Below are 25,509 nucleotides of genomic sequence, written 5' to 3' on the forward strand. Positions count from 1 at the left end.
CTTGCGTCCTCGGCGTCACCGCGGGCCTCGTCGCGCTCGGTCTGCGCCGCCGCGACCTCGGTGGCCGCCTCGGCGCGGGCCTGGGCGAGCTGCCGCTGCACACCCACCGGGGACAGCTCGGCGTGCAGGGCCTCGCTCAGCGTCTCGACGATCTGGTCGAGGCGGTCCACCGCCTCCCAGGTGCGGGCCACCTGACCGGGCAGACCCGGGGCGTTGCGGTGGCGCATCCGGCCGTTGCGCGAGGCGCGCTGGCAGGCGCCGTCGTTGTCGCGGCAGTAGCGAAACGGTCGACCCGCGCCGACCCGCTGCGGCACGGGTTGTCCACAGTGGGCGCAGGGGCGGGTCTCGGTGGGGGTGGGCTGGGCGTCCATCGAGGCCGAAGTCTAGTGCGAGGTCACCTGGCGGCTCGGGCCGCCGGGTCCAGGGTGTAGCGGCGCTGCAGCAGCAGCGCGGCGAGCATCGCCACGGCGGGCAGCAACCCGAAGCCGTAGCGGATCGCCGCCAAGGCCGTGTCCGGCTGGACCGGCGACTCACCGGCCGTCGAGGCCACGAAACCGCCGACGGCCAGGCACAGCGCGTACGCGTACGGGCCGAGGGCCGCGCCGGTGGCCTCGGTGGCCGTCCACACCCCGGTGTAGGTGCCGGCGCCGGTCGTGCCGGCCGCGCCGATCACGTCGGGCAGCATCGAGAACGGCAGCAACTGCATGCCGGCGAACGCGACCCCGAGCACCGCCACCGCGCCGATCAGCACCGGCAGGCCGGCCGGACGGCCCACGGCCAGCACCAGCGAGCCGGCCGCGAAGGCGCCCTGCGCGGCGAGCAACGCCCGCTGCTTGCCGACGCGTCGGGCCAGCGCCAGCCAGGCCGGGGTGACCAGCAGCGCCGGCGCCACGAACGCGGCCACCAGCACCGTGGTGAGGCCGGTGCGGCGCAGCTCGTACTCGGCGTAGTAGGGCACGCCGGCCAGCACCAGGTGGGTGGTGGTGGACATGGCCAGGTAGGAGGCGACGAGCCAGCGGAACTGCCGGTCGCGTAGCGCGGTGCGCAGCGCCCGCCAGCCGCCGTGCGCCGGCGCCGTCGCGGTCACCGCCGCGCTGCGGCGCAGCCGGGCGATGCCGGCGACACCGACGAGCATGGCGGCCAGCATCCCGACGGCGAGGACCACGCCCATCCGCTGGTAGCCGCCGCGGGTCGCGGCGTCGCCGCCGGTGAGCAGCGGGGCCAGCAGGCCGGAGAGCAGGATGCCCAGGGTCAGCACGACCATCCGGAACGCCATCAGCCGGGTGCGCTCGTGGTAGCCGATCCGTAGGTCGGCCGGGGTGGCCAGGTAGGGAACCTGGTAGGCGGCGAAGAGCAGGTTGCCGGCGACGAAGAACACCGCCACCCAGGCGGCGGCTGGCGCGCCGGTCAGCCCCGCGGGCACCGCGAACAGCGCGGCGAAGGCGACCGGCAGGGCGCAGCCGAGCAGCAGCAGCCGGCGGCGGTCGCCCCGGCGGGTCTGCTCCACGTCGCAGCGGTGCCCGACCCACGGGTGCAGCAGCACGTCGGCGACCTTCGGCAGCAGCAGCGCCAGGCCGGCCAGCCAGGGCCCGACGGCCAGCACGTCGGTGAGGAAGTAGAGCAGCAGCAGGCCGGGCACGGTCACCCAGACACCCATGCCGAGCGAGCCGGCGGCGAACCCAGCGAGGGGGCCGCGCGGCAGCGTCGCGTCGGTGGTGGCGGCGGCGGGCCGCCGGTCGAGCCCGGTCATCGCGGCATCCTCTCCAGCCCGCCAATCCAACGGTTGATGGATTCTAGGGGCAGAATGGCGGCCATGACCATGCCGCGACGCCGTCCGGGCCGGCCCCGGCGCGACGAGACCCGGCCGACCCGCGAGGTGGTGCTCACCGTCGCCACCGCGCTGTTCGCCGAGCGCGGCTTCGACGCCGTCGGTCTGCGCGACGTCGCCGCGGCCGCCGGCGTGGACGTCGCCACGGTCGCCCACCACACGGGTACGAAGGCGGCGCTGTACGACGCCTGCTTCGCCCGGGTCTTCGCCGCCGAGCGGGCCGTTCTCACCGAAGCCGCGCAGCAGGCCCGCTCGGCGCTCGACGCGGGGCCGGACGCGGCACGGCGCGCGCTGCACGACCTGGTCGACGTGTTCGTCGACTTCCTGGAGGACCGGCCGGAGACCACCGGGCTGTGGCTGCGTCGCTGGCTCGAACCCCACCGGCACGCCGAGCTCGACCAGCGCTACGCCGAGCCGTTGTACCGGCTGGTGGCGCAGCTGCTCACGGCCGCCGCGGCGACCGGGGCGTTGGTCGAGCCGACCCCGCACATCACCGTGCGGAGCCTGGTCTGGGCGACGCACGGGCACGTGGTGGCGCTCGCCGCGGGCGCGCAGGAGCACCGCGAGTTCCGCTCGTTCGTGCACCGCTTCCTCGACGGCCTGTATCCCACGCCGTCCCCTTGACGAGCCGCGCACTCACGACGATTATCCATCGGACGTTGGATTAGTGGGGGCAGCGATGGGCGCACGACCCAGGGTGGCGGTGATCGGCGCCGGCGCGGCCGGGCTGGCCGCCGTCAAGGCACTGCGCGACGCGGACGTGGCGACGGTCTGCTTCGAGACCGCCGACCAGGTCGGTGGCCTCTGGGTGTACGGGTCGCCCGACTCGCCGGCGTACCGCACGCTGCACCTGAACACCAGCCGTGGGCGTACCCAGTTCGCCGACCACCCGATGCCCAGCGACTGGCCCGACTACCCCGACCACCGCCGCGTCGCCGGCTACCTGGGCGACTACGCCGACCGGTTCGGGCTGCGCGACGCCATCCGTCTGCGCCACACCGTCGAGCGGGTCACCCGGGAACCCTCGGGCGCCTGGACGGTGGTCGCAGCCGGCCCGGACGGCCCGGTCGAGGTCACCGTCGAGGCCGTGGTGGTCGCCAACGGCCACAACCGGGTGCCCCGACTGCCCAGCCCGCCGTACCCCGGCACCAGCACGGCCGAGCAGCTGCACAGCCACGACTACCGCGGCCCCGAGCAGCTCACCGGCCGGCGGGTCCTGGTCGTCGGTGGCGGCAACTCCGCGATGGACATCGCCGTGGACGCCTCCTACGCCGCCACCCGCACCCTGCTGTCGCTGCGCCGGGGCGTCTGGGTCGTGCCGAAGTACCTGCTGGGCCGCCCGTCGGACACGTTGAACGGGGCGATGGCCCGCCGGCTGCCGTGGCGGCTGCGGCAGCGCATCAGCCAGGCGATGCTCACCACCACCGTCGGCAGCCCCGCCCGCTACGGGCTGCCCGCGCCCACCCACGGCTTCCTGCAGGACCACCCGACGCTCTCCGACGGGCTGCTGTCGCGGCTGACCCACGGCGACGTCGAGGCCCGCCCCGGCGTCGCCGCCCTCGACGGCGACCGGGTCGAGTTCACCGACGGCCGCAGCGACTCCGTCGACCTGATCATCTGGTGCACCGGATACCGCGTGGACGTCCCGTTTCTCGACCCGACGCTGCTCAACGGGGGCGCCGACACCCTGCCGCTGTACCGGCACGTGTTCCACCCCGAGGCCCCCGGCCTGACGTTCGTCGGGTTGATGCAGTCCACCGGGTCCGCGTTCCCGCTGGTGGAGGCGCAGGCCAAGCTGATCGCCGCGCACCTCGCCGGCCGGTACACCCTGCCCGACCCGGCGCGGCAGCAGGCGGCCTGCCGGGCCGAACTGCGGGCGGCGACCGCGCGCTGGGGCCAGCGCCGCCCCGCGATGCGGGTGGACTTCGACGCCTACCTGGCCGAGCTGACCCGCGAGCTGACCGCCGGCGCCCGACGCCCACGCTCGGCAAGGCCCGGCGGCAGCGGCGACACCACGCCGGTGGGAGCCGGCCGGTGACCGGGCTGACCGGCCGTCGGGTGCTGGTGACCGGGGCCAGCGGCACCTTCGGCCGACACCTCGGCGCCGCACTGCTCGCGGCCGGCGCTCAGGTGGTGGGGCTGGACCTGCACGCGCGGCCCGACGGCGACCTGCCGGTGCTCGGCTGTGACCTGACCGACCCGGCCGCCGTGCCACCCACGGTGCAGGCCGCCGTCGACCGGCTCGGCGGACTGGACCTGCTGATCAACAACGCCGGGGTCGGTGGCCCCGCCCCGGCCGAGCTGCCGCCCGACGAGGTGGTCCGCCGTCAGCTGGAGGTCAACCTGCTGGCCGCCTGGCGGACCACCGCCGCCGCGCTACCCGCACTGGTCGCCGCGCGGGGACGGGTGATCTTCGTGGCCAGCCGGATGGCGGTGCTGCCCCTGCCGCTCGCCGCCGCGTACGGGGTCAGCAAGCGGGCCCTGGTCGCCTACGCCGACGCGCTGCGCCACGAGGTCGGCACCCACGTCGGGGTGAGCGTGGTCTACCCGAGCATGGTGGCCTCGCCGATCCACGACAGCACCGCCGAGGCCGGCCTGTCGTTGCGGGGCGTGTCCCGGCCGGAGCCGGTCGAGGGAGTGGTCGCGGCGATCCTGCGCGCCGCCACCGCCCGACGCGCGCCCCGGGACGTGGCCACCACCGCGCGCGGGCGCGTCGAGATGGCCGTCGGGCGGCACGCGCCCCGGCTGGCCGACCGGCTGGTACGCCGTACCCTCGCCACCCGGCTCGCCGCCGGTGACCTGGACGCCGCGCCGCTGGCCGCCGGCATGGTCCGCCGGCACCACGACTCCGGCCACTGACCGGGCCACCTCCGCAGCCGGGCCGGTGGCCTGTGACGCGCGCCGGGAATGCCCGACAAACCGGGGGCGCTGTGCCCCGGGAGTGCTCGGATACGGTGGCCAGGGAGGTGCCGACAGGTGACCGAAGCGTGGGAAGCGGCCGTGGAGGCGCAGATCCGGGGTGCCCTGCAACGCGGCGAATTCGACAACCTGTCCGGTATGGGCAAGCCGATCCCCGGCCGTGGCCTGCCGTACGACGAGTCGTGGTGGATCAAGAGCTTCCTGGAGCGGGAGGCGCTGCCCAGCGACCTGCTGCTGCCCACCCCACTGCAGCTGCGCCGCCGGATCGAGCAGGTCCCCCACGAGGTCCGTGACCTGCCCACCGAGCAGTCCGTACGGGACTTCGTCGCCACCCTGAACGCGCAGATCGTCGCCTGGCTGCGCAACCCCGAGGGCCCCCGGGTGGTGGTGCGGCCGGTGAACGCCGACGACGTGGTCCGCCGGTGGCGCGCCGAGCACACCCCGCCCGCCGACCGGACATCCGCCGTACCGGCCGCACCCGCGCCTCGGCGCGCGCGCCGGTCGGCGTGGTCCTGGCTGCCGTGGCGCCGCAACCGGGTGAGCTGACCCGACCTGATCACCGTCCGCTCAGCGGATCGCGAGGATCACCGCGCCGGCGGCAGACTGTGCGGATGCCCATCGAACTGTCGGCACCGGCCACCGTCACCGCGTCGGAACTCGTCCTGCGTCCCTGGCGCGACGACGACCTGGACGCGCTGCTGGAGGCGTACCGGGATCCGGTGCTGCAGCGCTGGACCCGCTACCCGGTGACGACCTCGGCCATCGGCCGGCAGTGGCTGGATCGGGCTCGACGGGACTTCGACCGCGACAGCCGGTTCAGCTTCGCCGTGGTGGAGAACGACGCGGGCGCGGCACGGCTGGTGGCGCAGGTGGTGCTCAAGGGGGTCGCGCCGGGGCGGCCGGCGCCCGAGGTGGGCTACTGGACGGCGGCCTGGGCCCGCGGCAGGGGTGTCGCTCCGCGCGCGGTCACCGCGCTCAGCCGGTGGGCGTTCGACCGCTTCCCCGCTCTGACGCACCTCGACCTGCTGCACCAGGTGGACAACCCGGCGTCCTGCCGGGTGGCGGAGAAGAGCGGCTACCTCTTCCAGGAGGTGCTGCCCGCCCGGCCACCCTTCCCCCTGGACGGCCACCGGCACGCCCTCCTCGCCCCCTGACCACGCCTCAGGCCAGGGCCGCCCGCCAGACCCACGAGGTGCGCCGCGCCCGGCCGGGCAGCTCACCCCTGCCGGTCATCCAGAGCAGCACGTCGGCCGCGACGCCGGTCGGCGCGTCCGGGAACAACCGCCCCAGCACGAGGGCGCTCAACCGCTGCGGCGGCTGCCACGGCACCCCGAGCCCGAGGGTGATGTCGTGGGTGTGCAACAGGGTCTCGGCGACCCCCATCGCCGCGAAGCCGGCCGGGTCGCACGGGCCGAAGTGCCAGGCCCGCGCATCCGGCGGCGCGGCGTCGACCGCGACGGCGAGCAGCCCCGCGCAGGCCCGCACCACCGTGAGCACCTGCGCCGGGCTCGCGGCGGGGGAGACCCGCAGGTCGTACGGCAGGTAGCTGTCGTCGGGACGGCCGGTGACCTGGCCGGCGTACCCGAGCAGGTCGTGCGCGACGTGCGCGGCGGTCGTCCAGCAACTCCAGCTCAGGGTGCCGGCGGGCACCGACCAGTCGCGGTCCCGGTGCGGGTCGAGCACGCGGGTCATCTCCTCGACGGCGTCCCGCACGTCGGTGCCGTTTGTCTGTGGCATCCGACGACCCTGGCAGTGCCCGTCGGCCCGCGCAACGGGAATCGGTCAGGTGCGCGCGGGCGACCACCCGTCGGCGACGAGTCGGGAGGCGTCGCTGCCCTCGCCGCTGAAGAGCACGCCGGTGCGGTCCGCCGCGACGACCCGGTCGACGTAGACGCCACGGCCCTGCCCGGAGCCGTCGGTGCTGCTGCTCCACCGCAGGTGGGTGGCTCCCTCTGGCAGGGTCACCGACGCCTGCCACCACACCCGGTCGCCGTAGCCGGTGACCGTGCCGTCGGAGGTCCAGTGGCGGCCGGCGTCGCGCAGCCGCATGGCCGCCGGCGCCCAGGTCTGCCCACCGTCGACGGAGACCTCGAACCGCGCGCTGTCGAAGCGGGGCTCGGTGTCGTACCAGAGTAGGAAGCTCGCCGCCGCGGTGGCCCGCGCGGGTCGGCGCAGCGGAGCGGTGAGCGTGCTCGTCGCGAGGTCACGCGGATCGGCCCGCCAGGCGCTGGCGGAGCGTGGCCGCACCGGCATCGCCTCGGCGAGGTCCCGCGCGACCGCGCGCCGGGCCACGTTGTTGCTGCCCCAGCCACGGTCGGGGTGCACCCGGTTGCTGAGCAGGACGACGAACGAGTGCGAGAGCGGGTCGATGACGATCGACGTGCCGGTGAAACCGGTGTGCCCGAAGCCCACCGGCGAGGACAGCCCCATCATGTACCAGTGCTTGTTGAGCTCGAAGCCGAGCCCGCGGTCACTCTCCGGGTAGGAAGACTCCAGCGGCGCGTTGTAGTTGACCAGCATCGCGCGCACCGTGGCCGACCGGAGGATCCGTCGACCGTGGTACTCGCCGCCGTTGAGCAGCGACTGACAGAGCACAGCCAGGTCGGCCGCGGTGGAGAACACCCCGGCGTGCCCGGCCACCCCGCCCAGCGACCAGGCGTTCTCGTCGTGCACCTCACCCCAGACCATGCCGCGCCCGGCGTACGGCTGGTACTCGGTCGCCGCGATCCGTGCGCGGCGCTCGGGCCCCGGGTTGTAGCCGGTGTCGGTCATGCCCAGCGGCCCGGTCACGCCGTCACGGACCAGCTCGGCCAGCGGCCGGCCGGTCACGCGTTCCACCAGTACGCCGAGCGCGATCAGCCCGAGGTCGGAGTAGACGTACTGGGAGCCGGGCGTCGCGCCGGCCGCCAGGGGCGTGGCGAGCGCGGCGGCGAACCGCTCGGCCGGCGTCGGGTACCTGCTCCACAGCGCCGTGAACGAGGGGAGGCCCGAGGTGTGGGTGAGCAGCATCCGGACGGTGACCGTCGCCTTGCCGCCGGCGGCGAACTCCGGAACGTACCGGGCGACGGGGGCGTCCAGCTCGACCAGCCCCCGCTCCACCTGCTGCATGGTGACGATCGTGGTGAACAGCTTCGACACCGACGCCAGGTCGAAGATGGTGTCGGGTCGCATGGCGATCTGCTGGTCGGCCGGGAGTTCCACGCCGACCAGGCCGGGCGGTGGCCCGACAGCCGAGTACCGCACCGCGCTGCCCACGGCGGCGTGCTCGACGATCACGCCGTCCTTGGCGGCCAGGACCACCGCGCCCGCGTACGCCGGGTAGCCCGGATGGTCAGGCGTCGGCTGGAGATAGGCGGCGAGGTCGGCGGGGAGGCGGTCCACCTGTTCGGGGAGCAGGCCGACCTGGCGGGCGGTGCCGCGTCGCAGGGTGTCGTGGCGGAAGTGGATGTCGGCGGGGGTGACGGTCGGCGGTCCGGACGGGTGTGTCGCGGCGACCGCGGCGGTGCCGGGCAGCGTCGTGCCCGTCACCGCCAGGGTCAGACCGAGCGCGAGGAAGCGGAGAGGCCTGATCACAACCGGACTCCTCAGTAGAGCAGGTAGGGGCGGCGCTGTCGGTTGAACGCGGCCAGCTCTTCGGCCCAGGCGCCGACGACGTCGTCCACGTCGGCACCGGCGTCGATCTGGGTACGCAGTCGCGGCGAGCCGGTGAGCTTGTCGATCCAGTACGGGCGCACGGTGTCCCACGAGTCACGCCGCCAGGCGAACGCCGGGTACTTGTGCGCCTCCACCAGCATCGCCACACCGGTGCGGATCGGGTCGTACACCTTGCGGTCGACGACCTTGACCTCGACGCCGGCGCACATCTTGTTGAGCAGGTCGGGCTTCTGCCCGGCGGAGGTGGGCGAGAAGTACGCCTCACGGAACTCGACGCCGGGCAGGTCGCGGGCGTTGAGCCGATCACCCCAGTGGTGGTCGAAGTCGGTCGCCAGCCCGCCGATCAGCTCGAACGGGCGGCACGTGCCGCGCCCCTCGGTGATCGACGCGACGCCCTCGAACAGGCCGGTACCCGGGTAGACCAGTGCCGTGTCCGGGGTGGGCATGTTCGGGCTGGGCAGCACCCAGGGCACGTCGGTGTCGGCGGCGAGGTCGTCGCGCTTCCAGTTCCGGCACCGCACGACGTGCAGGTCCACCGGCCGGCCCGCCTCAGCCGGCAGGAACGTGCCGTTGAAGAACCGGGCCAGCTCCCCGACGGTCATCCCGTGCTGCTGGATGATCTCCTTGAGACCCACCCCCGAGGTGTACGGGGAGGTCATCATCGGCCCGTAGGCCCGCCCGCCGATCGGGTTGGGCCGGTCCAACACGACGTAGCGTTTGCCGACCCGGGCGGCGGCGACCATCGAGGTGTACATCGTCCAGATGTAGGTGTAGAAGCGGACCCCGACGTCCTGGATGTCGAAGACCACCGTGTCCACCCCGGCCTCGGTGAACATGCTCTCCCACTTGGCCTGCGTGGCGCCGTACGCGTCGTACACCGGGATGCCGGTGCGCGCGTCGACGCCGGTGCCCTCACTGCCGCCGGCCTGCGCGGAGCCCCGGAAGCCGTGCTCGGGGCCGAACGCCGCGGCCAGTCGGACCTGACCCGAGCCGTGCATCAGGTCGACGAGGTGCCGGTAGGCCGCGTCGACGCCGGTCGGGTTCGAGACGACACCCACCCGCTGACCGTCGAGCACGGCGAACCCGGACGACACCAGCTCGTCCAGGCCGGTGCGGACCCGGCGGCCCCGAGGGCTGGCCGCCGCGGGCAGGGCCCCACCGAGCGCTCCCGCGCCCAGCGCGCCCGTACCGACCAGGAAATTCCTTCGCAGCATCGCGTTGCCTCCTACCAGCTCAAACCGTGGCCGTAGGGGTAGAGCACGGTGCCCGCCCCCTCGGCCGTGGGGATCGTGACGGGCAGCCGTCCACTGGGGGACAGCTCGCCGTGCAGCGCGCGGACGAGGGCGTCCATCGCCGCCCGGGTGTACGAGTAGGTCGCCAGGTAGGTGGTCACCCCCGGCAGGTACGCGATGTCGTAGGGATCGCGGACCGCCACGACGATGACGGGCTTCCCGGTGCCGAGCAGCGCCGCGACCAGGCGCCGCTGGGTGGCGCGGGGGTCGGCGACGGCGGTGTCCCACGCCTTGTTGACCAGCACGACGGTGAGGTCGTGCTCGGCGGCCTGGGCGGCCGTGGAGGCGATGACCGCGTCGGAGGGCAGGGTGGCCGGTCGGGCGGTGGCTCGGGCGCCGCGGGCGGTGAACCCGTCGGCGACCGTCGCGACCGGGGCGAAGGCCGCGCTGTCCCAGCCGGTGACCAGCACCGACCGGTCGGCGCGGGGCAGCGGCAGCAGGTTGGCGTCGTTGCGGACGGCGGTGAGCGTGGGGTCGGTGACCCGGGCGACGGCGGCGAGGTGCGCTGGCGCGCCGACGGTCCGTACCGCCTGATCGACGTCGACCAGCGGTGAGCGGGCCAGCCCCTGGCGGTATTTCAAGCCGAGGATGCGCCGCACCGACTCGTCGATCCGGCGCTCGGTGAGCTCGCCGGAGGCGACGGCCCGCAGCACCGCGTCGCGCGCCAGCGCGAGGTCCGGCGGCATCAGGAGCTGGTCGGCGCCGGCCTTGAGCGCCAGTACGGGCACCCGCTCGTCGCCGTACTTCGCCCGTACGCCGGCCATGTTGAGCGCGTCGGTGACGATGACGCCCCGGAAGCCGAGCTCACCGCGCAGCACTCCGGTGAGGATCGTCGGCGACAACGTCGCGGGGTCGCCGGAGGGGTCGAGCGCGGGGACCACGATGTGCGCGGTCATGATCGATTCGACGCCGGCCCGGATCGCCCGCCGGAACGGTGGCGCGTCGATCCGGTCCCATTCGGCGCGACTGTGGTTGATCACCGGTAGGCCGGTGTGGCTGTCGGTGGCCGTGTCGCCGTGCCCGGGGAAGTGTTTCGCCACGGCGGTCACACCGGCGTTGTCCTGGAAGCCGGTGACCTGCGCGGCGGTGAGGTCACCCACCAGGGTGGGGTCGGCGCCGAAGGACCGGACGCCGATCACCGGGTTGCCCGGGTTGACGTTGACGTCGGCGATCGGCGCGTACGGCTGACGGATGCCGACGGCGCGCAGTTCGCGCCCGGTGACCTCCGCCGCCGTCCGGGCGGCCCGGGGTGACCGGGCGGCTCCCAGCGCCATCGCCCCGGGGAACTGGGCGGCGGGGGAGGGCATCCGCACCACGGTGCCCTGCTCCTGGTCGGTGGAGATGAGCAGGGGCACCCGGCCCTTGGCGTGGTCACCGAGTGCGGCCTGCTGGAGTCCGTTGGAGAGGGTGGCGATCTGGCGAGGACTGTCCAGGTTGTGTGACCAGGAGAAGTAGCAGACGCCGCCGAGGTGGTAGCGCTCGATGACCTCCGCCGGCGTCTCGACGCCGAACGCGGCTCGGTTCGCGGCGCGGTCGGCGGCCGTGGGCTCGGTGGCGTCACCGCCGTAGACGTAGGTGGAGAAGAGCTGGCCGACCTTCTGCTCCAGGCTCATGTGTCGCAGCGTGGAGGCGACCCAACCGCGCTCACCCGGCGAGGGGTGCGCGGTCGGGGCGGAGGCGTGGGCCGGGAGGGGAGCCAGGGTGGCTGCCAGGACGGCCAGCCAGGTGGTCGCGGTCGTGAGTCGGGTCGGCATAGACGCGGCCTCTCAGTCCGGGTGGCTGAAACTTAGCTACGCGTCTAACGACAGTCAAGAAGGTAAGCTACAAATATTGGCCTCGATGCCCCCAGCCCCGCCGCTCAACTCACCGCAGCGCCGAACCACCGGGGCAGGTGGTCGAGCAGATCCTGCTGGTCGTCACCGACCCACGCCACGTGGCCGTCCGGTCGCAGCAGCACCGCGGGCACGTCCAGCTCCGCACTGACGTCGACGACGTGGTCGACCCGGCCCGCCCAGCCCACCACCGAGAGCCGGCCGACCTGGTCGAGCAGTAGCCCGCGCCCGCCGCGCATCAGCTCGTAGAGGCGACCCTGCTTCAGGGGCACGTCCCGCAGCCGCCGACCGAGCAGGCCATGCCCCTCCGCGAAGTGGTCAACTCCTTGCCTTCGCCTTTGCCGACGTCTAAGCGACCGGCCCCAACGCCTCGGCGACGCCACGAATGCCGGCACGGATCATCTCGCCGTACGGATCGTCCGGCAGGCGCTCGACGTGGCGTCGGGCCAGGGTCAGGTGTTCCTCGGCCAGCTCGGTGTTGCCCAGGCGGCGGTGGTCGTCCGCGAGGTTGAGGTGCAGCGACGGCAGGAATCCCTGCACCTGCAGCGAGCGGTGGTACTGCTGGGCACGCTCGTCGGTCAGGTCGGCGACGGCGGCCAGGGCGCGTTCGTCCCAGCCGAGTTCGGCGTCGGTGGATTCCTGAAGGTCCGCCAGGTAGTGGGCGAGGGTGCAGCGGTGGAACGCGTCGCCGGTGGGGCCGATCTGATCCCAGAGCGCGGTGAGCGTCTCCCGGGCCTGCGCGCGCTGTCCTGATCGGCCGAGTTCCACCGCGGCGACGATGCTCGCCATGGTCTCGTCGGGTGGGGTCTGCTCGTTCCGGGTGTCCATGCCGCGAGCCTGCGGCCTCGACCTACCCGAGGGTCAAACCAAGCCGGCGGCAGCGCCGACCTTCGCGCTGGGCCACTCGTTGCATCCGGCAAGCCAGGCGACCGACGGTCCGGGGTTGACTCGAGAAGGGGTGGGGTTCGCCGAAGCTGGCGGCGTTGAAGTGTCACCGCAAGATCGCGACCCGGTTGGCTGTCACCCAGGATCGTGCCGTTCCAGTCCCACACGATGTGTTGCACCTGCGGGCCTACGACACGGATGGTGCTGGCCTCAGTGGTAGTTGTCGATCTCCCCCAGCACCGCGGCCTTACCCGCATCGTCGAGGAACGAGTGCCGCACGGCCTGGCGGGCCAGCTCGGCGACACCGTGCTCGTCCAGACCGAGCAGGTCCGCGGCCACCTGGTACTCCCGATTCAAAGTGGTGGAGAACATGGGCGGGTCGTCGGAGTTGATGGTGACCGGTACACCCGCGGCCACCAACTGCGGCAGCGGATGCTCGGCCAGCGACGGCACCGAGCGGGTACAGGCATTGGAGGTCGGACACACCTCCAAGGCGATGTCATGCTCGCGGAGATGTTCCATCAACTCGGTATCGCGGACGGCGGAGATGCCGTGGCCGATGCGTTCCGCGCCGAGGTGGCGTACGGCGTCCCAGACGGTCTGCGGGCCGGTCGACTCACCGGCGTGCGGGACGCTGTGCAGCCCGGCCGCACGGGCGGCGGCGAAGTGGCCGGCGTACCGCTGCCGGGGGATTCCCGCCTCCGGGCCGCCCAGCCCGAAGCTGACCAACCCCTCCGGCCGCTGCTTGAGCGCCACATCGAGCGTGACGTCGGCGCCCGTCATCGTGGGCTCGCCGGGGATGTCGAAGCACCAGCGCAGTTGGATGTTGTGGTCGCGGGCGGCCCGTAGCCGGGCGTCCTCGACCGCCTCGCAGTACGCCTCGGCCGGGATGCCGCGCACGATCGACGAGTATGGGGTCAGCGTCAGCTCGGCGTACCGCACCGACTGGGCGGCAAGGCTGGCCCCGATGTCGTAGGTGAGCGTGGCCACGTCCTCGGCGTCGCGGATCAGGTCCACCACGGACAGGTACACCTCGACGAAGTGCGCGAAGTCAGTGAACGTGAAGTATTCGGCCAGCAACGCCGGGTCGGCCGGCACGGACGTGGTCCCGGCATGCCGCTCGGCCAGGCGAGCCACGGTCTGCGGTGTTGCCGACCCGACGTGGTGGACGTGCAGTTCCACCTTGGGTAGCCCGGTAATGAAGTCAGTCAGGTCCGTTGCCATGTGTACGACTCCCAGCGCGAGTTGTCCGCTGGGGAGGGCGACCTCCCCGGCCGGGAGGCGCCCTTGGACCGTAGAACGGACCGAGCGTGGCGGATGATCACCCGTCGCAGCGCCTCTCGACCCGCATCGGCACGCTAACAAGCCCGATCGGCGGCCGACAACCCCCTCCGCGACAGGCCGTCAGCGACGCCTCTGCCTCGCTCCGGTCACGCCGAGAGACACAGCACGAAGTCCGGGGCCGCCGATCGCCGCAGTCACCGGCGTCGGGCAGCATCAACCGTCGGTGAACCGAATTCGACGGCGACGGCGATAGCTCTTGTGTGCAGCAAATGAGTGATGACGGGGGCGGGCGTGTCACGGAGCTCAGCAGCGATGTCGAGCTGCTGCGCGCGGTGGCGCGTTCGCAGGTGGATGCCCTGCAACTCCTGCATCGGCGGCACGCCCCGTGGCTGCGCGCCCGGCTGACCCGGCGGTGCGCCGACCCCGACGTCGTCGACGCCGCCATCCAGGACACCTTCGTGGCGGTGTGGCGCGACGCCCACCGGTACTCGGACACGGGCGCTGACGCCGCCGCGTGGATCTGGACCATCGCTATCCGTCGTCTGCTCTCCACGCTGCGGGGGCCGGCTCACCGATGGCTGGGTGGTTCGGGGGTGACCGTGCCCGAGGGGGCCGTGACGACGCCGTCCGCCGAGGAGATGGTGCTGCTCGGGGTCGAGCACGGTGATCTGGGTGCTGCCCTCTCCCGGCTCCCGCCGGAGCTGCGGGCGGTCATCCAGAGCACCGCGATCGACGGGTTGACGGTGCGCGAGGCGGCTCGGCTGCTCGGCGTCCCGGAGGGCACCGCCAAGACCCGTTTGATGCGCGCTCGGGCGCGGCTGCGGGAGTTGCTGACGTGAACGCGGAGGAGGGGCGGATGAGCTGGCACGTGCATCCAGAGTTGCTCGACGAGTACCAGCGAGGTGGGCTCGACGCGGCCCGGGTGATGGCGGTGGAGGTCCACATGACCGCGTGTGGGTCCTGCCGGGCCACTGTTCCTGGCGATACCCGCTGGCTCGACGACAACTTCCACGCCGTACTCGATGTGGTGCAGGCGCCCCGCCGCAGCCTCGCCGAGCGGCTGCTGTGCCTGCTCGGTGTGCCCGAGCACCGGGCGCTCGTCCTGGCGGCCACCCCGGCGCTGCGCCGCTCGTGGCTGGCGGCCACGGCGGTGGTGCTTGCCTTCGCCGTCTCGGCCGCCTATCTGGGCAGGGAAGGGCAGCCCACCCTGCTGTGGTTCCTCATGGTGGCACCGGTGCTGCCGGTGCTCGCCGTGGCGACCGCGTACGGCGCGGTGGTCGACCGCCTGCACGAAATCTCCTCGACGACCCCGATGGCCGGCCCGAGTCTGGTGTTGTGGCGGGCCCTGGCCGTGGTGGGGGTGTCGATGAGTATGGGCGTCGCGGCCGCCATGCTGCTGCCCGACCGCGGCTGGTACGCCGTGGCCTGGCTGCTGCCCGCCTTCCTGCTCTGCCTCGGCTCCCTGGCCATGACCACGGTGATGCCGCTGCAACTCGCCGCCGGCCTGCTCGGCGGCGCCTGGCTGACCGTGGTGACCGTGCTGGCGAACGTGCTGGCCGCGCCCGGTGTCGAGGTCGACGCGGCCGTGCAGCGGCAGATCTTCGGACCCACGGCCCAGGCGGCGTATCTGGTCGCCGGGCTGGCGGCCGCCCTGATCCTGATCATGCGGCGCCGCCGCCTCGAACCGGGAGGTTCCCGTTGACCACCGTACGTATCGCCGGGCTCGGCAAGCACTTCGGCTCCACCGTCGCCTTGGACGGCGTCGATCTGGAGATCGGCACCGGTCTCACCGGCTTCCTCGGCCCCAACGGCGCGGGCAAGACGACCCTGCTGCGCTGCCTGGCCACGGCGCTCGCCCCCGATCGCGGCCGGCTCGACATCCTCGGACACGACCCGGCCCTGGCCACGCAACGGACGGCCCTGCGCCGCCGCCTCGGCTACCTGCCGCAGAACCCCGGCCTCTATCCGAACTTCACCGCCTTCGCCCTGCTCGACTACGTCGCCGTGCTCAAGGAGCTGACCGATCGGCGCGAACGGCACCGGGAGGTGCGCCGGGTGCTGGAAGAGGTCCAGCTGAGCGACCGAGCCGGGACGAAGATCCGCAAGCTGTCCGGCGGGATGCGCCAGCGGGTCGCTCTGGCGCAGGCCCTGTTGGGCAACCCGGACCTCTTGATCCTCGACGAGCCCACCGTGGGGCTCGATCCGGAACAGCGGATGAGCTTCCGGGCCCTGATCTCCCGTCTGGGCGAGAGCCGGACCGTACTGCTGTCCACCCATCAGACGGAGGACGTGGGCGCGCTCTGCGAACGGGTCGTCGTGATGCGGGGTGGGCGGGCGGTCTTCGACGGTACGCCCCTTGCCCTCGCCGGCCTCGCCGTCGACCGGGTCTGGCTGTCCGCGCAGCCGCCGAGCGGATCACGAGCCTACTGGCGTACGGCCGACGGGCGGTACCGGACGCTGGGTGAACGTCCGGACGGGGGAGAGGCGACCGTGCCCTCCATCGAGGACGGCTACCTCACGCTGCTCGGCCCGGTCGCTGTCGGGGCGCCGCGATGAGCGTCACCGTGGCGGCGCGGACCGCCGAACGGTCCGTACCCGCACCACGCGTCGCCACCCTGACCCTCGCGATCACCGAGACGCGGATTCTGGTGCGGAGCGTGACTCTCTGGGCCAGTGCGCTGGTGACGGTGGCGCTGGGCACCGTGTGGGGCTGGACCCGGATGCCGACCTGGGACACCATCGGCGACAACGCCGGCATGGCCGCGGTGGTGCTGGCGGGGGTCCTGCTCGTGCTCGGGCACCTCGCCGTGTCCCGCGATCACCGCAACGGCGTAGTCGAGGCGACCATGGTCCTGCCGGCCGAGCGGGCCCGGCGAACCATCGCGTTGCTGGTGTTCATCCCGGTCGCCGGGCTGCTGGGTGCGCTCGTGCTGGGAGCTCAGCTGGCGTTGCTGCTGCCGGACGTACCGGCCGGCACCTTCGACGGGTGGAACCTGGCACCGGTCGTACTGATCCCGCCGATCGGCGCCGCCCTCGGGGTCGCCGTGGGGCGGTGGCTACCGGCCATCGCGGCAGGTCCGCTGACGGTGGTGACCAGCGCGGTCGCGGTCATCGTGCTGCCGGGTGTTGGCACCGGTGGCAGTGACGTCGGCCGATGGCTGTCACCGGTGCTGCTGCGGCAGAACTGGGCGCCGGGCGCGCCGGAACCCACCGGCTGGCACGCGGCATACCTGTTGGCGCTGTTGGCCGTGGTGGTCGCGGTCGCGGTGGCGCGGTACCGCATGGTGGTGTCGACGGTGGTCGCGGTGGTGGCCGTGGCGCTCGGGGCGGTGGCGGTGCCCCAGCAGATGCGGCACCGAACGGGTAGTTCGAGCCTGCCGATAACCGAGGCGATGATGGACGACTACGTCGGGCCCGCCGTGCTGCGCTGCGAAGAGCATGAGGCCGTGCGGTACTGCGCTCTGCCCGGCTACCAGAGGTGGATCCCGCTGTGGCGGGACGCCGTCGAACCGGTGGCGCGGGCCGTGCCGGCGGGCGTCGCCGGTGTCCTGCCCGTTGTACGGCAGCGCGACACTGCTTACTTCGCGCCGTCGGCTACGGCGCAGACACCGACGGTGGACACCGATCTCGTCTGGGGTCGACACGGAACCTGGGCGGCGCAGTCCCGGCTCGATCTGGTCCAGCGGTACGTGCGGGCCCTCACGGCACTGCCGAAGCCGACCGCGGACGATCCGTACGGTGAGCAGTCGTGTTCGGGTGCGGGTCAGCTGCGTACCGTCGTGGCACTGTGGCTGATCGCGCAGGCCGTACCCGATGGCCGGACGGTGCTCGACGGCAACCAGGCGCGACTTGGCCGGCTCACCGCGGGCCCCGCGGAGATCGCCGCCGCCGTCACGCTCCTCGACCAGCCGCGCGAACGGGTGACAGCGATCCTGGCGGCGCACTGGGACGCCGTCATCTCGGCCGCTCCGGTCGGCGACACCCTCGAACCGCTCGGTGTCCGGGGCCTCGCCGCCGTGGGGGCCGAGCAGGCCACGCCATGTCGGTGAGGGTGCGGTGGCGCCAGACTCTCCTGCTGCTGCGGCCCCTGGTCCGCGCGGTGCCGTGGGGGCCGCCCGCCGTCGCCGCGGTGCTGTCGGGCCTCGCCGTGCTGCCTGCCCTGCTCGACGATCCCGCACCGGGGGTCGGGCTGTGGGGGCTACGGGCGGCGGCAATGCTGTTCGGGGCGGCGGCGAGCTTCGCCCTGGTGGACCGGATGGCCCCGCTGACGATCGTGCCCACGCCGCGCTGGCTGCGCCAGTGGCTACGGCTGATCGTGATTCTGGTGCCGGCGGCGATCGGATGGTTGGCGCTGTACGCGATGGTCCGCGGTGCCGTGGGTGGCGCCGCCCTCGGGTCCGCCGGGGACGTCGTCGTCGAGGCCGCGGTGTGCGGGCTGACCGGCCTCGCCGGGGCCGCGGTCGCAGCCCGGCACCGGCACACGTCGACGGCGGCGCTGGCCGGGCCCGGCACCCAGGCGACCGTCGTGGCGGCGAGCCTCTTCCTCAGCGGCAGGTATTCGCCGTGGCCGGTACCGGGTGAGCCGAACTGGGCCCTGGTGCACCGGTACTGGCTTGCCGTCCTGCCGGTCATCGTGGTGGTGCTGCTCCTGGCGAACCGGGACACCTGGCCGCTGCGGTCCGGACGAACGGCGTCGCCAGTGCCCTGATCCGGCACTGGATCGATCGCGTGGGGCCCGGTTGATGCTGGCAAACTGATCGCATGACAGGTCTGAGCGCCGAACTCGTGGTCGACGGTCGTGACCCGCGGACCCCGGCGCTCGCCCCGAACGGGCGCCTGCTCTGCTACGTCCTCACTCCCATCAGCCGGGCCGGCGACCACCTCGACACCGAACTCTGGCTCGTCGACACCGATGGCGCCGTCGCGTCGCGCCGGGCGAGCACCGACACCGCAACCGAGTCCCGGCCACGCTGGTCGGCCGACTCGGAGACGCTGTTCTTCCTGTCCGACCGCGCCGACCGCGGTATCCCGCAGCTGCACGGCTTCACCGTCGCCTCCGGCGCGTTGACCACGTTGACCAGCTGGCGCGGCGGCGTCATCGACCACCTGCCGCTCACCGACCCCACTGTGGTCGCCCTGCTCGCCGAGGACGAACCCACCGAGCAGGACGCGCGCCGCGCCCGGGACCGCGACGACGCCATTGTCGTCGGCGAGCACGAACCGCATGCCCGGCTGCGCCTGCTCGACCTGCGCACCGGCCGGGTCACCACCCCGAATGTGTTCGGTGACCGGCACGTCGTGGAGCTGCGACAACGTCCCGACGGCGGCCCATTGGCCGTGCTGACCGGGGCCAGCGCCGACAACGACTACGGCCCGCGCACCGGCCAACTGCACCTGTTCGACCCCACGACCGGGGCTGCGGAGGACCTCGGACCGGTCGAGGCCGACGCACGATCGCTGGCGTGGTGGCCGGGCGAGGACGGATGGCACGTCGGTTACATCGCGCTCACCCCGCCGGCTCTGCAGGCCGGTACCGCCGTGTTCGACCTGGCCGTGGACAGTCGCGTCCTGCGCAACCGCACCGCTGGTCTCTCGATGTGCCCCACCGACCTCTGCCAGACCGATGCCGCCCCGCTGGTCGTGGTCGCCGACGGCCTGAACACGATCCTGGCCCGGCTCGACCCCACCGACCTCACGACCCTGTCGCAGCACTCCGGGCGCCTCGACAACCTCACCACGACCCCTGCCCGCGAGAAAATCGCGGTACTGACCGGCAGCCGCTATCAGCCCTCGAACGTACACATCGGACCGCCAACCGGGCCGTTGCGAAGAATCACCAACACCCGCCCGGAACTAAACGGCATCGCACTCGGCACGCAACAACCACTGGCCTACCGCGCCGACGACGGCCTCGACCTGGACGGCCTGCTCGTACTGCCGGCCGGAAGATCCGCATCGGAAGGCCCGTTCCCGCTGGTCACGATCGTGCACGGCGGACCGTACGATCGCTACGCCGATCGGTGCCAGTTGTTCTGGTTCCCCAGCGCACAGTGGCTGGCCGCCGCCGGCTACGCGGTGCTGCTGCCCAACCCGCGCGGCGGCCAGGGCCATGGCCACCAGTTCGCCGCCAGCGTCGCCGGCCGGGTCGGCCAGCAGGAGTGGACCGACATCCTGACCGGCATCGACCTGCTCATCGCCGAGGGCATCGCCGACCCCGACCGGCTGGGCATCGCCGGCTGGAGTCACGGCGGCTTCATGTCCGCCTGGGCCATCGGCCAGACCAACCGCTTCCGCGCCGCGCTGGTCGGCGCCGGCATCGTCGACTGGGGCATGCTCGCCGCGACCGGGGAGAACGGCCAGTTCGAAGCCGCGCTCGGTGGCAGCACCGGCTGGTCCGGCATCGGCCCACACCCGCATGACGCGGTCAGCCCGATCTCCTTCGCCAGCCACATCCGCACTCCAGTGCTCATCCTGCACGGCGCCGAGGACACCAACGTTCCCCTCGGACAGGCCGTGTACCTCCACCGGGCGCTGCGCCACTTCGACGTCGAGCACGAGTTCGTGATCTACCCGAGAGAGGGCCACTCGATCCGGGAACGCAACCACCAACTCGACCTACTGCGCCGGACCCGCGCCTGGTTTGATCGCTGGCTCCGGCCCTGATGTCCATCCACATCCAGCCCTTCCAGGTGCGGGTACCGGAATCCGACCTGCACGATTTGCACACCCGGCTGGCGCGCACCCGCTGGCCCGAGCCAGCGCCGACCCCCGGCTGGTCGCAGGGGGCGCCGCAGGAGGTGGTGCGGGACCTGTGCCGGTACTGGGCCGAGGACTACCAGTGGCGTGCCACCGAAGCGCGGCTCAACGCGGTCCCGCAGTACCTGGTCGACGTGAACGGGTCCCGGCTGCACGTGCTGCACGCCCGCTCCCCACACCCTGGTGCGCTGCCGCTCGTGCTTACCCACGGCTGGCCCGGCTCGGTGCTCGAACTGGTCGACCTCGTCGCGCCATTGACCGACCCACTCAGCCATGACGGTGCCGCCGGGGACGCCTTCGACGTGGTGATCCCCTCCGTGCCGGGGTACGGCTTCAGCGCCAAACCGACAACCAGCGGCTGGGGCGTCCAACGCATCGCCGCCACCTGGGCACAGCTGATGGCCGGCCTCGGCTACACCCGCTACGGCGCGACCGGAAGCGACTGGGGCACCAGCATCTCCAGCATGCTCGGTGCGCTGGACGCCGAACACGTGGCCGGCATCCATCTCGTTCCGCCCCTCGCCGGCCCGGACCCGCAAACGGACGGCGACCTCACCGACGCCGAACAGGAAGCGCTGGCCCGGATGCAAGAACGCGGACGAACCTCGTCGGCGTACTCGGAGATCCACCGCACCGCTCCACAGACCGTCGGCTACGCCCTGCTGGACTCCCCGGCCGGACTGTGCGCCTGGATGGGCGAGAAACTGATCGCCTGGAGCGATCACAGCCTCGGCCAGGCCGACGACCTACCGGGCGCACTGACGCGGGACCAGATCCTCGACCAGGTCACGCTGTACTGGCTGACCGGCACCGCCGCGTCCTCGGCACGGCTCTACGCGGAGAGCATCGACACGGTGTCAGGCTGGATCAGCGGCGCGTCCACCGACACGGTCCACGTGCCCGTCGGTGCGTCCATCTTCCCCGCCGAGGTACCACGACCCTCCCGACGCTGGGCCACCCGGCGTTACCCGGACATCCGCTACTGGATGGAGCATGACCGCGGCGGCCACTTCCCGGCCCTCGAGGTGCCCGAGCTGCTGGTGCGGGACCTGCGTGCCTTCTTCCGCCCGCTCCGGTGACCCGCGCACCCGGCGACGACCGCCGGAGGCTGCGGCCCGCCTGCACCGCACAGGCGGCCATCGGTTTCAGCGCCACCAGCCTCGGCGCGGTACTTGTGCTGCTGGCCCGCGACCTCGACACCGGGCCGGGAAAACTGGCCTGGTTGCCGTCGGCCTTCGGCGCCGGACTGGTCATCGTCGCGGTCGCGGGACCATTCCTACTCCGCGACGGCCCCCGCCTGGCGTTACGCGTCGGAGGCATCGCGCTCGGCGCCGGTGCGGTCCTGCTGGCCGTGACCACCACCAGGACCGTCGCGACAATCGGTGCTCTGTCGCTCGGCTTCGGTGCGGCCGCGCTGGTTTTGGTCACGCCGGCGCTCCTGACCGGCCCAGGAGCCGCTAGGCAGCTCAGCCTGGCCAACGCGGCCGCCAGTACCGCCGCGGTCGCCGCCCCGGCGGTCTTTGCCACGGCCGACCTCCTGACCGGTCGAGGACGCTCGGCACTGCTGGCGCTGGCGCCCCTGACCCTCGTTCTGATCGCCACATCGCCGCCGGCCCGAGGGTCGAACGTCCCATCCGGTGGAAGGCGTCACCATCGGCGGACCAGCGGCAGAACCAGGGAAAACCCCAGGCATAATCGTCGCCGTGCGCTACCTGATCCCTCACCCCGACGCGGTGGCCGAGCTTGGCGATCTCGACATCGCGCTGTACGACGGCACCCAGCCCGTGGCCGAGAACCTGGACGATGTCGAGTTCTTTGCGATCCCGTACGGGATCATTGATCCCGGCCTGTGCGAGCCGATCGCTCGAATGCCCCGGCTCAAAGTGGTGCAGACCGTGACCGCCGGCTACGACCACGTGCTGCCGTTCCTGCGGCCCGGCCTGATCCTGGCCAACGGCCGGGGCGTGCATGACGCGGCCACCGCCGAGTTGGCCTTGACGCTCACCCTGGCCGCCCGGCGCCGGCTGCCGGACTTCGTCCGAGCGGGAGGCGAGGGCCGCTGGGCCTCGGGCTGGTCGGCCGGGCTTGCTGACGCCCGGGTGCTGATCGTCGGGTACGGCTCGATCGGCGCCGCGATCGAGCGCCGGCTGGCGGGGTTCGAGGTGGAGATCAGCCGGGTGGCCCGCAGCGCCCGCCCCGGGGTGCGGCCGATCTCCGAAATCGCGGAAATGTTGCCGCACGCGGATGTCGTTATCCTGGCCACCCCGCTGACCCCCGAGACCGAGGGCTTGGTGAACAAGGATTTCCTCGCCAGGATGGCCGACGGCGCCCTGCTGGTGAACGTGTCGAGGGGCGCGGTGGTGGACACTGACGCGCTGCTCGCCGAACTCGACGCGGGCCGGCTACACGCTGCCCTGGACGTCACCGAACCCGAGCCGCTGCCGGCCGATCACCCGCTGTGGTCTGCGCCGAACGTGCTGATCAGCCCGCACGTCGGTGGCCTGACCGCCGCGTTGGCACCCCGGGCCCGTCGACTGCTGGTCGACCAGGTTCGGCGGTACGCAGCAGGCGAGCCGCTCGCGAACGTCGTTCTCGGGCCTTAGTCACTCCTCGCAGTTCACCGCCGGACCGTCGTCGGACGACACGGTCGAGCCCGACTCCACCGTGGGCGAACGTCCCCGACTCTCAGCGCCGGCCTCCCGCGCCCCTCATCTTCGACGTGATCGTTGCCGGTGCGGGTCCACAGCAGCCGGCACATCCTCCGCACCGCCACCCTGCATGACGCCCACGCGTGGACGGCGAGACCAACCGGGCGGACCGCGCCGGTGACCGTTGGCAACCAGATGGCCGTCCCGTGCAAGACCAAGCTCGTCGGCCAGCTGCGAACGACAGCGACGTATTACTGGATTATCGTTATTGATAATCCAGTAATTTGCTGCCACAAAAGGGGCATACCGTACGCGCACCATAATGACAGTTATGAAGCGTAACGCTTTACGCTGGTGTACTCGCTCGACTTGTTCGAGGCTGTCCTGCCCCGGTGGGGCCTCGGAGTCCCAGTGAGATTGGTGGTGGACCAACTTTCTGCTACCCGGCCCAGTGAATCTGCTTGGTGGCCGGAACGACTAGGGGCGCGGCTTGGGGACCAGGTTTCGACCCTTGGGGACTAACGTTCGGGAAAGCGAGGTGTACGGCTACCGCTCGTACCCGGTGGCGAAGGATCGGCTGCTGGCGTGGGTGGGTGATCAGCGTGGGCGACCGGGGATGGGCCCAAGGCGTTGTTCTACTCGGCGATGGCCCGTTTGCGGGCCGAGCTGGTACTGCTGCCCGGGGTGACGACCCTGCGCGATGACGTGGCCGGCGCCCGGAAGGCAGCCGAGACCCGGCTGTACGCAGCCCTCGCCGGGGTGGTCACCGCGGAACAGGCCGCAGACCTTGACCAGATCCTGCGGGTGCCGGAGGGTCAGCGCCGTTCGCAGCTGGACTTGTGGCGGCGCGGGCCGACCACCCCGACCGGTCGGGGCCTGGTGAAGTCGCTGGACCGGGTGGCGCAGATCGCGGGGCTGCACCTGGGCGCGGTGGACGTGGCCGGCACGGGGGTGCCGACGCGCCGGTTGATCGAGCTGGCCCGGATGGGGTTCGAGGCGAAGGCGCCGAAGCTGGCGGCGTTGAAGCAGCACCGCAAGATCGCGACCCTGTTCGCGACGGTGCGGTGGCTGGAGGTCACCGCGACCGATGACGCCCTGGAACTGTTCGACGTGAACCAGCTCGGCGCCCTCGGCCTCGTGCTGAACTGCGTCACGCTCTGGAATACAGCCCATCTGGACCGGGCGCTGGGCGAACTGCGGGCGCAGGGCTACCCGGTTCTCGACGCCGACGTGGCCCGGCTCTCGGCCTACGCCCGCCGGCACATCAACATCCACGGCCACTACTCGTTTCGGCTGCCGGACCTCGGCGGTGCCTGGCGGCCGCTACGTGATCCCGACCAGCGTGATCCCGATGAGCAGAGCTGATCGGCCCGGCCGCGGCGGCGGACATATCGGGGTCAGTGCACGGTGAGGTGGGCGGGCTCCTTCGCGTCGAAACACAGCGCGTACAGCTCCAGGGGCATGGTCACGTCCGATCGGCGAGGATGTCGGGGCGGCGGGTCCCCAGCCAGGCCAGCAGAGCTTTCGCCTGGGCCCGCTGGAAGCCCCGGACGGCCGGTGCCGCCGGCGGCGGTGGCAGCAGGGAACGGCTGACGAATAGGCCGGCACCAGCGACCAGGAGCGTGTCCAGGTCCTCCCGGTCGACCTCGCGGGTCAGCGGGTGCACGTCGAGCAGTTGTTCGACGTCAACGCCGTGCATCGCGAGGCTCGGGGTCATCAGGACCAGGTCGACCCAGCCGGCGCCGGTGCACGCGTTGGGCCAGTCGACGATCCGGACCCCGTCGGCCGCCAGGATCATGTTGTCCAGCCGCAGGTCCCCGTGGACCAAGGCTGTTCCGTCGGCGGCGTCCGTCCAGCGTTTCTCCCGGGCTGCGAGCACGTCGATCGAGGCGCCGGCGAGTTCCTGGTAGGCGGCGGTGACCGCTGTCCACGAGGCGGCGTCGGCGATGTCGCGCCAGCCGGTGAAGTCCTCGGCGAACTCGTCGACGAGCCGGGGCAGACCCGGCGGTCCAGGCGTCTTCCCCAACGCGGCCACCGCCGTCATCACCGGGTCGAGGTCGGCGATGTCCGGGGTACGACCGTCGACGTGCTCGAACAGCATGACGATCCAGGTCCCGTCGTCCTGCCACCAGAGCAGGCGAGGGCTCGGCGTCTGCGGCGGCAGCGCCTCGGCGATCCGGGCCTCACGCAGATAGTCCCCGGCGACCTCGGACGTGTGCCGGGCGATCGCCTTCACGAAGAACCGGGCGCCCGACTCGCCGGCCACGGTCGACGCCACACCGGGGGTGAACCCGCCGGATGCGCTGGCGATCTCGTGCAGCGGGGTGGCCACGGCCTGCTCGGCGCGGTTCCGGAGGAAGTCCGGGATGTCGGACCAGCGCAGCCGTGTCAGGTTCATGCCGTGGCACGCT

At 72.5% G+C, this 25,509-nt stretch carries 23 protein-coding genes, 2 pseudogenes and 1 riboswitch; of the genes and pseudogenes, 15 read left to right on the forward strand and 10 right to left on the reverse strand.

Annotation, left to right across the window (positions count from 1 at the left end):
* A pseudogene (locus tag V6V47_RS23980) lies at positions 1–371 on the reverse strand (hypothetical protein); the annotation flags it as partial.
* 23 nt (positions 372–394) lie between these two features.
* Positions 395–1,750 carry an MFS transporter gene (locus tag V6V47_RS23985; RefSeq protein ID WP_334630590.1) on the reverse strand — a complete coding sequence of 452 codons (1,356 nt, stop codon included), beginning with the start codon at positions 1,748–1,750 and terminating at the stop codon, positions 395–397.
* Between the two features lie 63 nt (positions 1,751–1,813).
* On the opposite strand from V6V47_RS23985, the gene V6V47_RS23990 reads away from it, so the two are divergent.
* The 5 genes from V6V47_RS23990 (at position 1,814) to V6V47_RS24010 (ending at position 5,901) form a co-directional block, all read left to right on the forward strand.
* Positions 1,814–2,452, forward strand: a complete 639-nt coding sequence (locus tag V6V47_RS23990; protein ID WP_334630592.1) for a TetR/AcrR family transcriptional regulator — start codon at positions 1,814–1,816, stop codon at positions 2,450–2,452.
* 55 nt (positions 2,453–2,507) lie between these two features.
* On the forward strand, positions 2,508–3,866 hold the full coding sequence (locus tag V6V47_RS23995) for a flavin-containing monooxygenase (protein WP_334630594.1): 1,359 nt from the start codon (positions 2,508–2,510) through the stop codon (positions 3,864–3,866).
* On the forward strand, positions 3,863–4,687 hold the full coding sequence (locus tag V6V47_RS24000; RefSeq protein ID WP_334630596.1) for an SDR family NAD(P)-dependent oxidoreductase: 825 nt from the start codon (positions 3,863–3,865) through the stop codon (positions 4,685–4,687). Before V6V47_RS23995 ends, V6V47_RS24000 begins: the two co-directional genes overlap by 4 nt.
* 117 nt (positions 4,688–4,804) lie before the next feature.
* Positions 4,805–5,293 carry a J-domain-containing protein gene (locus V6V47_RS24005; protein ID WP_334630598.1) on the forward strand — a complete coding sequence of 163 codons (489 nt, stop codon included), beginning with the start codon at positions 4,805–4,807 and terminating at the stop codon, positions 5,291–5,293.
* A gap of 65 nt (positions 5,294–5,358) precedes the next feature.
* On the forward strand, positions 5,359–5,901 hold the full coding sequence (locus tag V6V47_RS24010) for a GNAT family N-acetyltransferase (RefSeq protein ID WP_334630600.1): 543 nt from the start codon (positions 5,359–5,361) through the stop codon (positions 5,899–5,901).
* Between the two features lie 7 nt (positions 5,902–5,908).
* Here V6V47_RS24010 and V6V47_RS24015 read toward each other — a convergent pair whose 3' ends face one another.
* The 7 genes and pseudogenes from V6V47_RS24015 to V6V47_RS24045 form a co-directional block, all read right to left on the reverse strand.
* A complete protein-coding gene (locus tag V6V47_RS24015; protein ID WP_334630602.1) occupies positions 5,909–6,484 on the reverse strand; it encodes a maleylpyruvate isomerase N-terminal domain-containing protein in 576 nt (191 codons plus the stop codon).
* 45 nt (positions 6,485–6,529) lie between these two features.
* Positions 6,530–8,320 (reverse strand): serine hydrolase, encoded by a 1,791-nt coding sequence (locus V6V47_RS24020; protein WP_334630604.1) that lies wholly within the window; start codon positions 8,318–8,320, stop codon positions 6,530–6,532.
* Between the two features lie 11 nt (positions 8,321–8,331).
* A complete protein-coding gene (locus V6V47_RS24025) occupies positions 8,332–9,615 on the reverse strand; it encodes an exo-beta-N-acetylmuramidase NamZ family protein (RefSeq protein WP_334630606.1) in 1,284 nt (427 codons plus the stop codon).
* An 11-nt stretch (positions 9,616–9,626) separates the two neighbouring features.
* Complete coding sequence (locus V6V47_RS24030; protein ID WP_334630608.1) at positions 9,627–11,447, reverse strand: glycoside hydrolase family 3 protein; 1,821 nt, start codon at positions 11,445–11,447, stop codon at positions 9,627–9,629.
* A 104-nt stretch (positions 11,448–11,551) separates the two neighbouring features.
* Positions 11,552–11,839: pseudogene (locus V6V47_RS24035) on the reverse strand (aromatic-ring hydroxylase C-terminal domain-containing protein); the annotation flags it as partial.
* A gap of 34 nt (positions 11,840–11,873) precedes the next feature.
* Positions 11,874–12,353 carry a hypothetical protein gene (locus V6V47_RS24040; protein ID WP_334630610.1) on the reverse strand — a complete coding sequence of 160 codons (480 nt, stop codon included), beginning with the start codon at positions 12,351–12,353 and terminating at the stop codon, positions 11,874–11,876.
* 267 nt (positions 12,354–12,620) lie between these two features.
* On the reverse strand, positions 12,621–13,634 hold the full coding sequence (locus V6V47_RS24045) for an adenosine deaminase (RefSeq protein WP_334630612.1): 1,014 nt from the start codon (positions 13,632–13,634) through the stop codon (positions 12,621–12,623).
* Between the two features lie 48 nt (positions 13,635–13,682).
* A riboswitch (S-adenosyl-L-homocysteine riboswitch) is annotated at positions 13,683–13,758 on the reverse strand.
* Between the two features lie 205 nt (positions 13,759–13,963).
* Here V6V47_RS24045 and V6V47_RS24050 point away from each other — a divergent pair.
* The 10 genes from V6V47_RS24050 to V6V47_RS24090 all read left to right on the forward strand — a co-directional run bounded on the left by V6V47_RS24050 (position 13,964) and on the right by V6V47_RS24090 (position 24,463).
* On the forward strand, positions 13,964–14,533 hold the full coding sequence (locus V6V47_RS24050; protein ID WP_334630614.1) for an RNA polymerase sigma factor: 570 nt from the start codon (positions 13,964–13,966) through the stop codon (positions 14,531–14,533).
* A 17-nt stretch (positions 14,534–14,550) separates the two neighbouring features.
* The gene (locus V6V47_RS24055; protein WP_334630616.1) at positions 14,551–15,396 is read left to right on the forward strand and encodes a zf-HC2 domain-containing protein; all 846 of its coding nucleotides are present in this window, start codon (positions 14,551–14,553) and stop codon (positions 15,394–15,396) included.
* The gene (locus V6V47_RS24060) at positions 15,393–16,250 is read left to right on the forward strand and encodes an ATP-binding cassette domain-containing protein (protein WP_334630618.1); all 858 of its coding nucleotides are present in this window, start codon (positions 15,393–15,395) and stop codon (positions 16,248–16,250) included. Before V6V47_RS24055 ends, V6V47_RS24060 begins: the two co-directional genes overlap by 4 nt.
* A complete protein-coding gene (locus V6V47_RS24065; protein ID WP_334630619.1) occupies positions 16,247–17,743 on the forward strand; it encodes a hypothetical protein in 1,497 nt (498 codons plus the stop codon). Before V6V47_RS24060 ends, V6V47_RS24065 begins: the two co-directional genes overlap by 4 nt.
* Positions 17,734–18,402, forward strand: a complete 669-nt coding sequence (locus V6V47_RS24070; protein WP_334630620.1) for a hypothetical protein — start codon at positions 17,734–17,736, stop codon at positions 18,400–18,402. The genes V6V47_RS24065 and V6V47_RS24070 overlap by 10 nt, the downstream gene beginning before the upstream one ends.
* A gap of 53 nt (positions 18,403–18,455) precedes the next feature.
* Positions 18,456–20,357 carry a S9 family peptidase gene (locus V6V47_RS24075; protein ID WP_334630621.1) on the forward strand — a complete coding sequence of 634 codons (1,902 nt, stop codon included), beginning with the start codon at positions 18,456–18,458 and terminating at the stop codon, positions 20,355–20,357.
* Positions 20,357–21,529, forward strand: a complete 1,173-nt coding sequence (locus tag V6V47_RS24080) for an epoxide hydrolase family protein (RefSeq protein WP_334630622.1) — start codon at positions 20,357–20,359, stop codon at positions 21,527–21,529. Before V6V47_RS24075 ends, V6V47_RS24080 begins: the two co-directional genes overlap by 1 nt.
* Positions 21,526–22,290, forward strand: coding sequence for an MFS transporter (locus tag V6V47_RS32755; RefSeq protein ID WP_442934295.1), 765 nt, complete (start codon positions 21,526–21,528; stop codon positions 22,288–22,290). The genes V6V47_RS24080 and V6V47_RS32755 overlap by 4 nt, the downstream gene beginning before the upstream one ends.
* Positions 22,184–23,053 (forward strand): 2-hydroxyacid dehydrogenase, encoded by an 870-nt coding sequence (locus V6V47_RS24085; RefSeq protein ID WP_442934298.1) that lies wholly within the window; start codon positions 22,184–22,186, stop codon positions 23,051–23,053. The genes V6V47_RS32755 and V6V47_RS24085 overlap by 107 nt, the downstream gene beginning before the upstream one ends.
* A 690-nt stretch (positions 23,054–23,743) precedes the next feature.
* A complete protein-coding gene (locus tag V6V47_RS24090; RefSeq protein ID WP_334630624.1) occupies positions 23,744–24,463 on the forward strand; it encodes a Tn3 family transposase in 720 nt (239 codons plus the stop codon).
* A 100-nt stretch (positions 24,464–24,563) separates the two neighbouring features.
* Here V6V47_RS24090 and V6V47_RS24095 read toward each other — a convergent pair whose 3' ends face one another.
* Entirely contained in the window at positions 24,564–25,496 is a 933-nt protein-coding gene (locus tag V6V47_RS24095) for a phosphotransferase family protein (RefSeq protein ID WP_334630625.1), read from the reverse strand.
* Positions 25,497–25,509 lie beyond the last annotated feature (13 nt).

This window comes from Micromonospora sp. CPCC 205539, assembly GCF_036906815.1.
In the GTDB taxonomy this organism is placed as follows: domain Bacteria; phylum Actinomycetota; class Actinomycetes; order Mycobacteriales; family Micromonosporaceae; genus Micromonospora.